13 protein-coding genes are annotated in these 14,378 nt (G+C 61.5%); 7 read left to right on the forward strand and 6 right to left on the reverse strand.

Annotated elements, in window-relative coordinates:
- Positions 1 to 19 precede the first annotated feature (19 nt).
- Together V3H56_RS07285 and V3H56_RS07290 are read left to right on the forward strand one after the other, a co-directional pair.
- Positions 20 to 1,009, forward strand: coding sequence for an RHS repeat-associated core domain-containing protein (locus V3H56_RS07285; RefSeq protein WP_338474400.1), 990 nt, complete (start codon positions 20 to 22; stop codon positions 1,007 to 1,009).
- A 74-nt stretch (positions 1,010 to 1,083) separates the two neighbouring features.
- Positions 1,084 to 2,208 carry a GNAT family N-acetyltransferase gene (locus V3H56_RS07290; RefSeq protein WP_338474401.1) on the forward strand — a complete coding sequence of 375 codons (1,125 nt, stop codon included), beginning with the start codon at positions 1,084 to 1,086 and terminating at the stop codon, positions 2,206 to 2,208.
- A gap of 175 nt (positions 2,209 to 2,383) precedes the next feature.
- On the opposite strand, the gene V3H56_RS07295 is transcribed toward V3H56_RS07290, so the two are convergent.
- The 4 genes from V3H56_RS07295 to V3H56_RS07310 all read right to left on the reverse strand — a co-directional run bounded on the left by V3H56_RS07295 (position 2,384) and on the right by V3H56_RS07310 (position 6,595).
- Positions 2,384 to 4,216 (reverse strand): ABC transporter ATP-binding protein, encoded by a 1,833-nt coding sequence (locus V3H56_RS07295; protein WP_338474402.1) that lies wholly within the window; start codon positions 4,214 to 4,216, stop codon positions 2,384 to 2,386.
- 80 nt (positions 4,217 to 4,296) lie between these two features.
- Positions 4,297 to 4,851 carry a peptidylprolyl isomerase gene (locus tag V3H56_RS07300; protein ID WP_042731672.1) on the reverse strand — a complete coding sequence of 185 codons (555 nt, stop codon included), beginning with the start codon at positions 4,849 to 4,851 and terminating at the stop codon, positions 4,297 to 4,299.
- 4 nt (positions 4,852 to 4,855) lie between these two features.
- The gene (locus tag V3H56_RS07305) at positions 4,856 to 5,659 is read right to left on the reverse strand and encodes an alpha/beta hydrolase (RefSeq protein ID WP_042731673.1); all 804 of its coding nucleotides are present in this window, start codon (positions 5,657 to 5,659) and stop codon (positions 4,856 to 4,858) included.
- Positions 5,660 to 5,671: 12 nt separating this feature from the next.
- A complete protein-coding gene (locus tag V3H56_RS07310; RefSeq protein WP_042731674.1) occupies positions 5,672 to 6,595 on the reverse strand; it encodes a LysR family transcriptional regulator in 924 nt (307 codons plus the stop codon).
- 50 nt (positions 6,596 to 6,645) lie between these two features.
- Between V3H56_RS07310 and V3H56_RS07315 the strand changes: the two genes are divergently transcribed.
- The 3 genes from V3H56_RS07315 (at position 6,646) to V3H56_RS07325 (ending at position 8,974) form a co-directional block, all read left to right on the forward strand.
- Complete coding sequence (locus V3H56_RS07315) at positions 6,646 to 6,960, forward strand: hypothetical protein (RefSeq protein ID WP_042731675.1); 315 nt, start codon at positions 6,646 to 6,648, stop codon at positions 6,958 to 6,960.
- Positions 6,961 to 7,111: 151 nt separating this feature from the next.
- On the forward strand, positions 7,112 to 7,711 hold the full coding sequence (locus tag V3H56_RS07320; protein ID WP_042731676.1) for an FMN-dependent NADH-azoreductase: 600 nt from the start codon (positions 7,112 to 7,114) through the stop codon (positions 7,709 to 7,711).
- 396 nt (positions 7,712 to 8,107) lie between these two features.
- Complete coding sequence (locus tag V3H56_RS07325) at positions 8,108 to 8,974, forward strand: carboxylate/amino acid/amine transporter (RefSeq protein WP_047739214.1); 867 nt, start codon at positions 8,108 to 8,110, stop codon at positions 8,972 to 8,974.
- A 116-nt stretch (positions 8,975 to 9,090) separates the two neighbouring features.
- On the opposite strand, the gene V3H56_RS07330 is transcribed toward V3H56_RS07325, so the two are convergent.
- Positions 9,091 to 10,389, reverse strand: coding sequence for a mechanosensitive ion channel family protein (locus V3H56_RS07330; protein ID WP_042731678.1), 1,299 nt, complete (start codon positions 10,387 to 10,389; stop codon positions 9,091 to 9,093).
- A 194-nt stretch (positions 10,390 to 10,583) separates the two neighbouring features.
- Here V3H56_RS07330 and V3H56_RS07335 point away from each other — a divergent pair, with 194 nt between their 5' ends.
- Positions 10,584 to 11,930, forward strand: a complete 1,347-nt coding sequence (locus tag V3H56_RS07335; RefSeq protein WP_042731679.1) for a DEAD/DEAH box helicase — start codon at positions 10,584 to 10,586, stop codon at positions 11,928 to 11,930.
- Positions 11,931 to 12,174: 244 nt separating this feature from the next.
- Here the strand turns inward: V3H56_RS07335 and V3H56_RS07340 are convergent, their stop codons facing one another.
- Positions 12,175 to 12,447: a hypothetical protein gene (locus V3H56_RS07340; protein WP_042732913.1), complete on the reverse strand. Its 273-nt coding sequence runs from the start codon at positions 12,445 to 12,447 to the stop codon at positions 12,175 to 12,177.
- A 217-nt stretch (positions 12,448 to 12,664) separates the two neighbouring features.
- On the opposite strand from V3H56_RS07340, the gene V3H56_RS07345 reads away from it, so the two are divergent.
- Positions 12,665 to 14,371: a ShlB/FhaC/HecB family hemolysin secretion/activation protein gene (locus tag V3H56_RS07345; RefSeq protein ID WP_338474403.1), complete on the forward strand. Its 1,707-nt coding sequence runs from the start codon at positions 12,665 to 12,667 to the stop codon at positions 14,369 to 14,371.
- The last annotated feature ends 7 nt before the right edge of the window (positions 14,372 to 14,378 follow it).

The raw sequence follows: 14,378 nt of genomic DNA on the forward strand, positions 1-14,378 counted from the left end.
AGTCGACGAGGAAAGAAAAGTGACTGTGTTCCACTATGATGCGCTGGACACGTTGGTCGGACATAGCACCGCCGATGGCCAAGAGCAACGGTTTTACCGAAACAATGAGCTGGTGGCGGAGACCAACGGAACTGACAGCACGACTTTTGTTCGAGCAGAAGGTGTTGTACTCGCCGAGCACCCGGTCGGCGGTGATTCCGGTGTCCGGTTGCTGGTGGGCGATGACAAGAACAGCGTGTTGGGGGAGATCAGCCAGCAGGGCATCACGCATCATGCCTACTCTCCTTACGGCTATCTCACTGATGCCGCATTAGCGAACAGTCTGCTGGGTTACAACGGCGAGCGACGTGAAGGGCAAACCGGGTGGTACTTGCTAGGCAAGGGTTATCGAGTCTTCAATCCGTTAATGATGAGGTTTCACAGCCCGGACAACCTGAGCCCGTTTGGAGGGGGTGGGTTGAATGCGTACATGTACTGTGCGGGGGATCCGATCAATCATGTGGATCCGACTGGACATAACTTGTTAGGCACGTTGCTCAGGGCCGTCAGGAAAACGACTGCCTCGGCGGATTATCTCGAGGATGTTTCAGGTATACCGCGTGACCTTCTGAGAACTAATCCTGCCAAATCGGAAGCGGCTTCGATTAAAACCATCAGGCCCAAAGATGTGGACTATCTAAAGAAAAGGAAAAATTTTTATTCGGATGTGGCAGCAGCGCGTCAAGCAGACCTCATCACGGCCAAGGTCGAGGGGAGCGCTCATATTGCGACTCTGGAGAGTCAAGTGGAAAGTAGTCTTGAGGTGTTTGTCTCAGTCAATAAGGCCTATCGACATGCTAAGAATAATATAGGCCGCCTAGGCAGGACCCGGCACAGTACAAGAGACTTTAAGATAATTGCAGCGGCATACGATCAGAAAATCTCACCGAGAAGTGATCTGGAAAAATACTTCAAAGGCTTGAATCTCGGAGAGGAGGAGATGAAAAACATCCGCCAGCTCCGTATGTGAAATATCGAATACCCCTCCTTCCTTTTCCCCGGATCGGCGATACTGATCCTATCGCTTGGACCCTGGTACCCCCAATGCCGCTTCACGTACTGGACACTCTCTCCACCATCGCGTCCCAGGAATGGGACGCGATGGTGCCCGCCCATCAACCGTTCCTGCGCCACGCCTTCCTGAGTTCCCTGGAAGACAGTGCCAGCCTCGGCCCGCAATCCGGTTGGCAGCCCGAGCATTTGCTGCTCGTCGAAGACGGTCGTCTGCTGGCCGCCTTGCCCAGTTACCGCAAGTGGCATTCCTACGGTGAGTACGTGTTCGACCACGGCTGGGCCGATGCGTGTGCCCGGGCCGGTATCGACTATTACCCCAAGCTGCTGACGGCGGTGCCGTTCAGCCCGGTCAGCGGTCCGCGTCTGCTGGCGGCGCGGGGGGAGGATGGGCTGGCGTTGTTGGGCAGCGTGCCGGGGTATCTGGAGGTCGAGGGGCTGTCCAGCGCCCACATCAACTTTACCGATGACTTCACCGATACCGCGCTGGCCGGGCAGGAGGGTTGGTTGCAGCGGATTGGCTGCCAGTACCATTGGCAGAATCGCGGTTACCGGGACTTCCAGGACTTTCTCGACGCGCTCAGTTCCCGCAAGCGCAAGCAGATGCGCAAGGAGCGCGAGCAGGTGGCGGGGCAGGGCATCGAGTTCGAATGGCTCGATGGCCATCAACTGGACGAGGCGCAGTGGGATTTCGTCTACGCCTGTTACGCCAACACCTACGCGGTGCGTCGGCAGGCGCCGTACCTGACGCGGGCGTTCTTCAGCCTGCTGGCCGAACGCATGCCCGAGGCCATTCGCGTGGTGCTGGCCAAGCAAGGCTCACGGCCGGTGGCGATGGCCTTCAGCCTGGTGGGCGGCGACAGCTTCTATGGGCGTTACTGGGGTTGCCTAGCGGAATTCGATCGCTTGCACTTCGAGACCTGTTTCTACCAGGGGATGGATTATGCGATTGCCCACGGCTTGCAACGCTTCGATGCCGGTGCCCAGGGCGAGCACAAATTGATACGTGGGTTCGAGCCGGTGATCACCCGGTCGTGGCATTACTTGCGCCATCCGGGGTTGAAGGCCGCGGTGGCGGACTTCCTGGCGCGCGAGCAGGAAGGGGTTTTGGCCTACGCCGAGGAGGCCAGGACTGCACTGCCGTATCGACAATGCTGAACTCACTGGCTGGCACGGCCCTCTGTGGCGAGGGGATTTATCCCCGCTGGGCTGCGAAGCAGCCCTAAAACCTGGCACCTCGGTGTATCAGGCTGATTGAGTTGGACTCTTTTGGGGCTGCTCCGCAGCCCAGCGGGGATGAATCCCCTCGCCACAGGTACGATTGAGTCAGGTCCTAGTCGATCCCCACAAACCCACCCGTCTGATGCTGCCACAACCGCGCATACAACCCGCCGTGCGCCAGCAGTTCGGCGTGGCTGCCGGTTTCGGCGATGCGGCCATGCTCCAGGACCACCAACCGGTCCATCCGGGCGATGGTGGAGAGGCGGTGGGCGATGGCGATCACCGTCTTGCCTTGCATCAGGGTCTCGAGGCTTTCCTGGATCGCCGCTTCGACTTCCGAGTCCAGGGCTGACGTTGCTTCGTCCATGATCAGGATCGGCGCGTCCTTGAGCAGCACCCGCGCGATAGCGATGCGCTGGCGCTGGCCGCCGGAGAGTTTCACGCCGCGCTCACCCACGTGAGCATCGAAGCCGGTGCGCCCCTCGGCGTCCGACAGCAGCGGGATGAACTCATCGGCGCGGGCCTTGTGCACGGCCTCCCAGAGCTGTGCGTCGGTGGCGTCGGGCTTGCCGTAGAGCAGGTTCTCGCGAATCGAACGGTGCAGCAGCGAGGTGTCCTGGGTGATCATGCCGATGCGCGAGCGCAGGCTCTCCTGGCTCACTTCGGCAATGTCCTGGCCGTCGATGAGAATGCGCCCGCCCTGCACGTCATAGAGACGCAGCAGCAGGTTGACCAAGGTGGACTTACCGGCGCCGGACGGACCGATCAGGCCGATCTTCTCACCGGGCTTGATGGTCAGGTTGAGGTCGCCGATCACCCCGCTTTTCTTGCCGTAGTGGAAGTCCACATGTTCGAAGCGCACCTCGCCCCGGGCCACCGCCAGGGGCTTGGCTTGGTCGCGGTCGGTGACGCTGACCGGCTGGGCGATGGTCTGCAGGCCATCCTGGACCATGCCGATGTTTTCGAAGATGCCGTTGACCACCCACATGATCCAGCCGGACATGTTGACGATGCGAATCACCAGCCCGGTCGCCAGGGCAATCGCGCCGACGCTGATCAGCGATTGGGTCCACAGCCACAGCGCCAGGCCCGTGGTACCGACGATCAGCAGGCCGTTCATGCTGGTAATGACCACGTCCATGCTGGTCACCACACGGCCGGCCAGCTGGGCTTTTTCGGTCTGTTCCTGGATCGCCTCGCGGGCGTATTGCTGTTCGAAGTTGGTGTGGGCGAACAGCTTCAGGGTGGTGATGTTGGTGTAACCGTCGACGATCCGGCCCATGAGCTTGGAGCGGGCATCGGACGACACCACCGAGCGCTCCTTGACCCGCGGCACGAAGTAGCACAGGGCGCCGATGTAGGCGGCGATCCAGAGCAACAGCGGGATCATCAGGCGCCAGTCGGCCTCGGCGAACAGCACCAGCGAGCTGATGGCGTAGATCAGCACGTGCCACAGCGCATCCACGGCCTGCACCGCCGAGTCGCGCAGGGAGTTGCCGGTCTGCATGATGCGCTGGGCGATGCGCCCGGCAAAATCGTTCTGGAAGAAATTCAGGCTCTGTTTGAGCACATAGCTGTGGTTCTGCCAGCGGATCAGGCTGGTCATGCCGGGGCTCAGGGTCTGGTGCACCAGCAGGTCATGCAGGGCCACGAAAATGGGGCGAAAGACCAGCGCCACCACGGCCATCCAGGCCAGCTCCAGGCCGTGGATCTTGAAGAAGTCCACATTGGGCGTGCCCTGGGCCAGGTCGATGATGCGGCTCAGGTAGCTGAACAGCGCCACTTCGATCAGTGCGCCGATCAGGCCCACCACCAGCAGCACGGCGAAGCTCGGCCAGACCTGTTTCAGGTAATAGGTGTAGAAGGGTAGGACGCGGTTCGGCGGTGCCGAAGTGGGGGCGTCGCGGAAGATGTCGATCAGTTGTTCGAAACGGCGATAAACCATCGGTCAATGCCCTGGCAGGGGCTCTCCTTTTGCTGTGAGCGGCGCGCGATTGGCCTCGCCGCTCAGGCTTGCCGTGTGCCTCAGTCGATGCGCTTGGCCGACTTGATGATCACAGGGTCGATTGGCACGTTCTGCATGCCTTGCTTGGTGGTGGTCTGGGAGTTGACGATGATGTCCACCACGTCCATGCCCTTGACCACTTTGGCGAACACCGCGTAACCGGCGTCACGGCCCGGGTCGAGGAACGCATTGTCGGCCACGTTGATGAAGAACTGGCTGGTGGCCGAGTTCGGATCGGAAGTGCGGGCCATCGACAAGGTGCCGCGAACGTTATGCAGGCCATTGCTGGCTTCGTTCTTGATCGGTGCCTTGGTGTCCTTCTGTTGCATCTGTTGGGTGAAACCGCCGCCCTGGGCCATGAAGCCGGGGATCACGCGGTGGAAAATCGTGTTGTTGTAGAAACCGCTGTCCACGTACTCGAGAAAGTTCTTGGTACTGATAGGGGCCTTGACCGGGTCCAGTTCGATTTCGATCTGGCCATTGGTGGTCTCCAGCAGCACGTGAGGCGCAGGCGCGGCCATCAGGTTGGCGGCGAACAATACGGTACCGGCGGCGAGGGCGATTTTTTTCAGCATGGGGTCAGTGATCCTGAGTGGTGGAGTCGGTTGCGCTCAAGAAGTGCAACAGGGTTTGGTTGAAGCGTTCGGGTTGATCCAGCGGGGTAGCGTGCCGTGAATCGGCGATGACCGCCAGTTGCGCATTCGGCAGCCGCTTCACATAGGCTTCTTTGAGCGCCACAGGGGTATAGTCATGGTCGGCGCAGATGACGAGCGTTGGACAGGTGACCTGCGACAGTCGTTCCTGGACGCCCCAACCCACGATCGCGTCGAAGCTGGCGAGATAAGCACGTTTGTCGTTCTTTGCCCAGCGTCGGGCCATTTCCAGGCGTAACTCGATCTGCCCGGGCTTGGGAAACAACTTGGCGCCCAGGGCCTTGCCGATGGTTTCCAGGCTGAGGAGGCGCATCAGGCTCCAGCGCTTGAACCATTGCCAGCAGTCGTCGGGCGTGCGGACCTTGACTTCGGGGGCGCTGTTGACGATGCACAGGCTCCTGACCCGCGCAGGTTCGTCCACGGCCAGCTGAAAGGCGATCATCCCGCCCATGGACCAGCCCACCAGGTGCACCGGGCCGAGGTCGAGGTGTTCGATCAGGGCGATCAGGTCGGCACTGAAACCCTCGATGCTGTAGCGTTCGCGAGGCTTGTCGGAGCGGCCGTGGCCGCGCACGTCCATGACGATCAATCGATAGTGAGCGGACAGCGCCGGGATCTGCTGTTCCCAGTCCCGAGTGCTGGAACCCAGGCCGTGGACCAGCAGCAAGGGCGCACCGTGGCCGTATTCCTCGTAGTGCAGGTGACAACCTTCATGTTCGAAGTAGGCCATCGATGACTCCTGTCAGGCTTGTTCAGGGGCGGCGAACGGCGCATCCAGCGGCGCGGTGTCGAAGGTGCGCAGCAGTTCGACAAGGATCTGCGTTGCCGGGCCCAGGGGTTTTTCCTTGTTCGAATACAGGTAGAAACTCGGGTTACGGCTGCCACCCTGATCCAAGGGTAGTCGTTTGAGCGTGCCTTCCTTGAGTTCTCGCTCGATCATGTGGCGGGGCAGCCAGGCGAAGCCCAGGCCGCTGCTGACGAACGTGGCGGCGGTGGCGAGGCTGCCGACGGTCCAGCGTTGCTCGGCGCCGAGCCAGCCCACGTCCCGGGGTTGCTGGCGCCCGGAGTCGCGGATCACCACTTGCAGCTGGCTTTCCAGGTCCTGGAAGCTCAGTTCGCGATTGAGCCGGTGCAGGGCATGTTCAGGGTGCGCCACTGCGACGAACTCTACATCGCTCAACTCCGCGCCGAGGTAGCCAGGAATATTGAAACTGCTGATCGCCAGATCGGCCACGCCTTCGAGCAACACTTCCTCCACCCCCGACAGCACCTCTTCGCGCAGCCGGACCCGGCAGCCACGGCTTTGCGGCATGAACGCCGTCAACGCGCGCACCAGGCGGGCCGAGGGGTAGGCCGCGTCGACCACCAGGCGCACTTCCGCTTCCCAGCCTTGCTCCATGTGGTGGGCCAGGTCTTCCAACTGGCTGGCCTGTTTCACCAGTTGCCGGGAGCGCCGCAGCAACACACCGCCGGCCTCGGTCAACACGGCCTTGCGCCCGTCGATCCGCAGCAGCGGCACGCCGAGCTGATCCTGCATGCGGGCCACGGTGTAGCTGACCGATGACTGGGAGCGATGCAACACTTCGGCGGCCTGGGCGAAACCGCCGTGGTCCACCACGGCCTGCAACGTTCGCCATTGATCAAGGGTCACGCGGGGCGCTTTCATATTGAGCTCCTCTTGTCCTAAGCTGGCGGTCCCTGGGTGGAGACTGCCGAATGAAAAAAATCTGTTGTGCGGTGCTGGCCTTGCTGCCGCTGACCGCGTTTGCGTACCCGATCGATGTGGAAAAACACCTCAACGGCCTGAGCATCGACTACAACGCCTACGACACCGATGCCGACATCGGCTCCATCCAGGTCAACAACTACGGCAACACGGACGCGGCGTGCACGGTGGTCTTTCGCAACGGCCCCGAAGCGCCACGCACCCGCAAGCTCGAAGTCGCCGCCGGCAAGTTCAAGAACGCCACGGCCAAGTTCAACCGCAACATCATCAAGCTGCGCATCGTGCTGACCTGCCAACCGAAATAACGGCATAGCGGGGCAAGCGCCGAGTGCTTGCTCCGCTTATAAACGAATTTATCGATGCTTTACAGCAGTTATTTGCGCTTTTTCATCGATATGCTCATGTTTAATCTTCACTCCATCGACTGACAACATTTTCAGATGGAGCCTACAACCCATGTCACGCGTCCTGATCATCGAAAGCAGCGCCCGCCAGCAAGACTCGGTTTCCCGTCAACTGACCCAGACGTTCATCAACCAGTGGAAAGCCGCGCACCCGGCCGATGAGATCAAGGTCCGTGACCTGGCCGTCAACCCGGTGCCGCACCTTGACGCCAACCTGCTGGGTGGCTGGATGAAGCCTGCCGAGCAACGCAACGACAGCGAAAATGCCTCGCTGGAACGTTCCGATCAGTTGACGGAGGAACTGTTGGCCGCCGATGTGCTGGTGATGGCGGCGCCGATGTACAACTTCGCGATTCCAAGCACCTTGAAGGCCTGGCTCGACCACGTACTGCGTGCCGGCGTGACCTTCAAATACACCCCCACCGGCCCGCAAGGCCTGCTGACCGGCAAACGCGCCTTCGTGCTGACCGCCCGTGGCGGTATCCATGCCGGCGGCAGCACTGACCATCAGGAACCGTACCTGCGCCAGGTCATGGGCTTCATCGGGATCCACGACGTGACCTTCATCCATGCCGAGGGCATGAACCTGGGCGGCGACTTCCAGGAGAAGGGGCTGAACCAGGCCAATGCCAAGCTCTCCCAGGTCGCCTGATCCGTTAATCCTCGGGTAATCGCCAGGTGGTCTAGTGACCTGGCGCTTCCCTTCAAACCGTTTTGCGCATCGAACCTCCCTTTGCACTTATTGCTCCTGAGTGCATCAGCCCGATTGAACGCCCTGGCGAGATCGGGCTTTTTTTTGCCTGCGATTTCACTCACACAAAAAGGCCCCTTGTGGGAGCAGGCTTGCCCGCGAAGGCGGCTCATCAGTGACAAATTTGTTGGCTGACACGCCGCTTTCGCGGGCAAGCCCGCTCCCACAGGGAAGTGCGGTGCTTACGGATCTTGTGTGCGCTGGGCTGGATCTGTGAATGCACCGCCGCCTTCGCCAGCAAACTCGCCCCCACCGCGCAAAACCGCTATCTTCGCCGCCATTCGAAACGAGGGGCTTATGGGCTATCTACTTTTTGTGACGCTGATCCAGGCGTTTTCCTTCAGCCTGATCGGCGAGTACCTGGCCGGGCACGTCGACAGCTATTTCGCGGTGCTGGTGCGGGTCGTGCTGGCGGGGCTGGTGTTCATTCCATTGACGCGCTGGCGCCAGGTCGAGCCGTCGTTCATGCGCGGCATGTTGCTGATCGGTGCCTTGCAGTTCGGTGTGACCTACGTCTGCCTGTACCTGAGCTTCCGGGTGTTGACGGTGCCAGAAGTGTTGCTCTTTACCATCCTGACCCCGCTGCACGTCACCCTGATCGAAGACGCACTGAACCGCCGCTTCAACCCCTGGGCGTTGATCGCGGCGCTGGTGGCCGTGGCCGGTGCGGCGGTGATTCGCTATGACCGGATCAATCCGGATTTCTTCATGGGCTTTTTGCTCCTGCAACTGGCCAACTTCACTTACGCGGCCGGGCAGGTGCTGTACAAGCACCTGGTGGCCCGCCACCCCAGCGACCTGCCGCACTACCGGCGTTTCGGCTATTTCTATCTCGGTGCGCTGGCGGTGGCGTTGCCGGCGTTCCTGCTGTTCGGCAAGGCCGACTTCTGGCCCGAGGCACCGCTGCAATGGGGCGTGCTGCTGTTTCTCGGCCTGGTGTCCACCGCGCTGGGGCTGTACTGGTGGAACAAGGGCGCGTGCCTGGTCAACGGCGGCACGCTGGCGGTGATGAACAACCTGCATGTGCCGGTAGGGTTGCTGCTGAACCTGCTGATCTGGAACCAGCACGAGGCACTGGGCCGGTTGCTGCTGGGCGGGTCAGTGATATTGGCGGCGGTGTGGATCAGCCGGTTGGGGGTACGCCAACCGCTACCTGCACACTGAAAACCCTTGTGGGAGCGGGCTTGCTCGCGAAGACAGAGTATCAGTCGACATTTTAATTGACTGACCCACCGCTTTCGCGAGCAAGCCCGCTCCCACAGGGTGATTGGTTGTGAGGGTCAGACCACCTGCTTCTGCGGCTCCGGCAGGTGGCTCGCCCCCAACACTGCCGGCAGCAGGCCTGAGCGCAGGTCCGTGCCGCTAGGCTGCTGATACAGGTTCAACCCAAACTCCGGCATCACCGCCAGCAGGTAATCGAAGATATCCCCCTGGATCCGCTCATAGTCGGCCCACACCGTGGTGCGGGTGAAACAGTAGATTTCCAGGGGGATGCCCTGGGCCGTGGTCTGCAACTGGCGGACCATGCAAGTCATGTTCGGCTGGATCTCGGCGTGGCTTTTCAGGTAGGCGAGGGCATAGGCGCGGAAGGTCCCCAGGTTGGTCATGCGTCGACGGTTCGCCGACATTGCCGCGACGTTGCCCTGGGCTTCGTTCCAGGCCTTGAGTTCAGCTTGCTTGCGGCTGATGTAATCCGTCAGCAGCCGCACCTGGGTCAGGCGCTGTTCTTCCTCGTCATGCAGAAAACGCACGCCGCTGGCGTCGATGAACAGGCTGCGCTTGATGCGTCGGCCGCCGGATTGCTGCATGCCACGCCAGTTCTTGAACGACTCGGACATCAGGCGCCAGGTCGGGATCGAGACGATGGTCTTGTCGAAGTTCTGCACCTTGACCGTGTGCAAGGTGATGTCCACCACGTCGCCGTCCGCCCCGACCTGGGGCATCTCGATCCAGTCGCCGACCCGCAACATGTCGTTGCTGGTCAACTGCACGCTGGCGACGAACGACAGCAAGGTGTCCTTGTAGACCAGCAGGATCACCGCCGACATCGCACCCAGGCCGGACAGCAGCAACAGCGGTGAGCGGTCGATCAGGGTGGCGACGATGATGATCGCGGCAAACACATACAGCACCATCTTGGTCAGTTGCACGTAGCCTTTGATCGAGCGGGTGCGCGCGTGCTCGGTGCGGGCGTAGACATCCAGCAGGGCACTGAGCAGCGCACTGAGGGCCAGCACCATGAACAGGATGGTGAACGCCGTGGCGACATTGCCTAGGAACACCAGGCTGGCCTTGCTCAGTTCCGGCACCAGGTGCAGGCCGAACTGGATGATCAGCGACGGCGTTGTCTGCGCCAGGCGATGGAAGACCTTGTTCTGGCGCAGATCATTGATCCAGTGCAGGGCCGGTTGGCGCCCCAGCAGCTTGGCGGCGTGCAGGATCAGGTAGCGCGCCACGCGCCCGAGCACCAGCGCAATCACCAGCAGCAACATCAGACCGAGGCCGGAGTGCAGGAGCGGGTGCTGGTCTAGGGCACCCCAGAGGTCTTGAAGGTGGACCCAGAGTTGTTTGATATCCATGGACGAAACGGTTCTTCTCTATAAGACGCGATGGCGCGATTAGAGCATTTAAGCCGGCCCAGGTGACCGTTAGGGCGCGCGGAGGCCGGAAAAAAATCGCATATTGTCGGCGTTTGCATAAAGAAACTCGGCCTTCGCGCTCGAAACCGTTACCCTATGCAGCTGTTTTTTTGCATTTCTTCGAGGTAGCACCCGTGTTTTCCGAATTCGCCCTGCACGAACGCCTGCTCAAAGCCGTGGCCGAGCTTAAATTTGTCGAGCCAACGCCCGTGCAGGCAGCGGCCATTCCGCTCGCGCTCCAAGGGCGTGACCTGCGGGTGACGGCGCAAACCGGCAGCGGCAAGACCGCCGCGTTCGTGCTGCCGATTCTCAACCGCCTGATCGGTCCGGCCAAGGTCCGCGTCAGCATCAAGACCCTGATCCTGCTGCCGACCCGTGAACTGGCCCAGCAGACCTTGAAGGAAGTGGAGCGTTTCTCGCAGTTCACCTTCATCAAGTCCGGCCTGATCACCGGCGGTGAAGACTTCAAGGTCCAGGCCGCCATGCTGCGCAAGGTGCCGGACATCCTGATCGGCACCCCGGGGCGGATGATCGAACAGTTGAACGCCGGCAACCTGGACCTCAAGGAGGTCGAAGTGCTGGTATTGGACGAAGCCGACCGCATGCTGGACATGGGCTTTGCCGAAGACGTGCAGCGCCTGGTGGACGAGTGCGCCAATCGCCAGCAGACCATGCTGTTCTCCGCCACCACCGGTGGTTCGGGCCTGCGCGAGATGGTCGCCAAGGTGCTGAACAACCCCGAGCACTTGCAGCTCAACGCGGTCAGCCAACTGAACTCCACGACCCGCCAGCAGATCATCACGGCGGACCACAACCAGCACAAAGAGCAGATCGTGAACTGGTTGCTGGCCAACGAAACCTACGAAAAGGCCATTGTGTTCACCAACACCCGCGCCATGGCCGACCGCATCTACGGTCGCCTGGTGGCGCAGGAATACAAGGCTTTCGTCCTGCACGGCGAGAAAGACCAGAAGGACCGCAAGCTGGCCATCGACCGCCTCAAGCAGGGCGGCGTGAAAATCCTCGTCGCCACCGACGTTGCCGCCCGCGGCCTGGACGTGGACGGCCTGGACATGGTCATCAACTTCGACATGCCTCGCAGCGGCGATGAATACGTGCACCGCATCGGCCGTACCGGCCGCGCCGGCAATGACGGCCTGGCGATCTCGCTGATCTGCCACGGCGACTGGAACCTGATGTCGAGCATCGAACGCTACCTCAAGCAGAGCTTCGAGCGCCGCACCATCAAGGAAGTCAAGGGCACCTACAGCGGGCCGAAAAAGGTCAAGGCGTCGGGCAAGGCCGTTGGCGTGAAGAAGAAAAAGGTCGACGGCAAGGGCGACAAGAAGAAAGCCGCCGCCAAGTCCCCGACCAAGCGCAAGACCGCCAACCGCCCGAAAGCCGACGCGCCTTCGCTGGTCAGCAAGGACGGCATGGCCCCGCTCAAGCGTCGCAAGCCAGAGGCACCGGCGGCGGAGTGAGGGGGCTGTAGCGTTGCAAAAAAAACCGGACCTTGAGTCCGGTTTTTTTTATGCCTGGCACAGGAACCGTGGCGAGGGAGCTTGCTCCCGCTGGGCTGCGCAGCAGCCCCATCAGGCTGCCTGTTCACCTGACTCAAGGGGTTGATCCCACGTTTGGGATGTTTCGCACGGGAGCATTCGCCTGCCGGCTCAGCGGGAGCAAGCTCCCTCGCCACAAAGACCTGTGGCACTCCGGTTGGGGCAATCAACCCGCCTTCTGCTGCGCCTCTTTCAACTCTTGCAAACGCTTGTCGATCAACTGGCACTTGTCCGGCAAATCCTTGCTGGCGGTCTTCAGATCCATGGCCTGCAGTTCATCGTTGATTTCCTTGGCCTTGGCCGGATTCTGCTGAGTGAGCCTGGTCACTTCCTGGGCCAGTTGCTCGCGTTTGGCGGTGGCTTCCTCGGGCGTGCAGGCCCAGGCGGGCAGGGCGCAGGCGAGGGTTGTGGCCAGGGTGAGTTTCAGGAAGGTTTTCATGGGGCGGGCCTCGTATTCCTTGTTGGGCGGGTAAGGGGTTGAGGCTGGTTTGGGCCTGAAAGTTCACCTTGAAAGAGCTCAATCTGACGTCGCCAGGTTTCCGACCAACGCTCCATAAAACTTTCATTTTTTCGTGCATTAGTTAATTGACGCCAAAATGATGGCTCTCTAATATCGCGCCACTATTTTGATGTCATTTTTGCTCGAGGGATCGAACATGTCCTCACCCGCCCATTGGGCGAGGTTGTGCCTGGCTCTGCTGTGCCTTTCTCCGCTGACCGACGCCCGTGCCGCCCCGACACCCGGTGAAACCGACCTGATCCGTGAGCGCCAGAATCGCCTGCTCGAAGAGCAGCAGCGTCGCCTGGAGGAGCTCAAGGACTTGCCGGGCCAGGAAGCGAAGCCGGCCCAGCCGACGGCGCCGGTCGATGCCCGTTGTTTCCCCATCAAGACCATCGAACTCAAGGGCGCCGACAGTCTCTCCGCCAGTGAGCGCGAGCGCCTGCTCAAACCTTACATCGGCCAGTGCCTGGGGGTGACCCAGCTCAACGAGTTGCTCAAGGTCATCACCGACCGCTACATCGAAAAAGGCCTGGTCACCAGCCGTGCCTACCTGCCGCAGCAGGATCTGTCGGGCGGGCACTTGAGCGTGCTGGTGGTGGAAGGGCGGCTCGAAGGCCTTGAAGGCGCCGAGAACAGCCAACTGTCGGATCGTGAGCTGGCGATGGCGTTTCCCGGCAAGGCCGGCGACCTGGTCAACCTTCGAGAGATCGAACAGATGGTGGACCAGCTCAATCGCCTGCCGTCGAACCAGGCAAAAATGGAGCTGACCCCCGGCCAGAACGTTGGCGGCAGTGAAGTGCGCGTCACCAATGACCCGCGAAAGCCCTGGCGTGCCGGCCTGTCGCGCAGCAACGACGGCCAGCGCAGCACCGGTGAGCAACAATGGGGCTCTAGCTTTGAATGGGACAGCCCGCTGGGCCTGGCCGACCAGTTGATGTTGCGCGGCGGTCACGACGCGATGACCGACCACCAGCACACCTCCAACAACGCCATGCTCTATTACAACCTGCCGTTTGGCTGGTGGAACGTCAGCTACACCTACATCCAGAGCGAGTACCGCTCGCAGATCGCGGCGAACGGTTTCAACTTCAAGCAGACCGGCGACAGCCAGAACCACCAGCTGCGCGTTGAGCGAGTGATCCACCGCGATGCCCTGAGCAAGACCTCCCTGAACACTGGCCTGGCTTACCTGCGCAGCAACAACTTCATCGAAGACAGCAAGCTGGCGGTCAGCAGCAATCGCCTGAGCGAAGCACAGTTCGGCATCAACCATGGCCGGCGGGTCGGCAGCGCCTTCATCAACCTGGACCTGGGCATGCAGCAAGGCATTGGCGCGTTCGATGCCCAGGACAACAACAACCCGGGCCCCGGCCAGGCCGACGCCCGCTACCGCAAGTACACCGCCACCGCCAGTTACCTGCTGCCCTTCAAGCTGTGGAACGAGTCGTTCAGTTTCAGCAGCCTGATGACCGGTCAGCGCAGCGAGGACGTGCTGTTCAGCCCGCAGCGCATAAGCCTGGGCGGGCAGTCGTCGATTCGCGGCTACAAGGATCAGTCGCTGTCCGGCGACAGCGGTGGCTACTGGCGCAATGACCTGCGTTGGAGCCGGCCGATCTCCCAGGCCTGGCTGCGCCCGGTGTTCGCCGAATACGGCGCCAGCCTTGGCTACGACCAGGGCGTGATCCGCGGTGACCGCTACAACGGCGATCAGCACGGGCGCATGTCGAGCAACTCGGCGGAGCTGTTTGCCCGCGGCGAGCACCTGACCGCCAGCGTCACCTTCGCCCATTCCCTGGAACGGCCGGATCCCCTGACCGAGCGCGAAGCGCCGATCTACTTCCGCCTGGACGTACTTCTTTAATTTTTGC

This window comes from Pseudomonas sp. MS646, assembly GCF_036693845.1.
Lineage (GTDB): Bacteria > Pseudomonadota > Gammaproteobacteria > Pseudomonadales > Pseudomonadaceae > Aquipseudomonas > Aquipseudomonas chlororaphis_E.

Coding starts and splice junctions, on each gene's coding strand:
- V3H56_RS07290 (WP_338474401.1), top strand. CDS start 1,084: ATGCCGCTTCACGTACTGGACACTCTCTCCACCATCGCGTCCCAGGAA.
- V3H56_RS07295 (WP_338474402.1), bottom strand. CDS start 4,216: ATGGTTTATCGCCGTTTCGAACAACTGATCGACATCTTCCGCGACGCC.
- V3H56_RS07300 (WP_042731672.1), bottom strand. CDS start 4,851: ATGCTGAAAAAAATCGCCCTCGCCGCCGGTACCGTATTGTTCGCCGCC.
- V3H56_RS07305 (WP_042731673.1), bottom strand. CDS start 5,659: ATGGCCTACTTCGAACATGAAGGTTGTCACCTGCACTACGAGGAATAC.
- V3H56_RS07310 (WP_042731674.1), bottom strand. CDS start 6,595: ATGAAAGCGCCCCGCGTGACCCTTGATCAATGGCGAACGTTGCAGGCC.
- V3H56_RS07315 (WP_042731675.1), top strand. CDS start 6,646: ATGAAAAAAATCTGTTGTGCGGTGCTGGCCTTGCTGCCGCTGACCGCG.
- V3H56_RS07320 (WP_042731676.1), top strand. CDS start 7,112: ATGTCACGCGTCCTGATCATCGAAAGCAGCGCCCGCCAGCAAGACTCG.
- V3H56_RS07325 (WP_047739214.1), top strand. CDS start 8,108: ATGGGCTATCTACTTTTTGTGACGCTGATCCAGGCGTTTTCCTTCAGC.
- V3H56_RS07330 (WP_042731678.1), bottom strand. CDS start 10,389: ATGGATATCAAACAACTCTGGGTCCACCTTCAAGACCTCTGGGGTGCC.
- V3H56_RS07340 (WP_042732913.1), bottom strand. CDS start 12,447: ATGAAAACCTTCCTGAAACTCACCCTGGCCACAACCCTCGCCTGCGCC.
- V3H56_RS07345 (WP_338474403.1), top strand. CDS start 12,665: ATGTCCTCACCCGCCCATTGGGCGAGGTTGTGCCTGGCTCTGCTGTGC.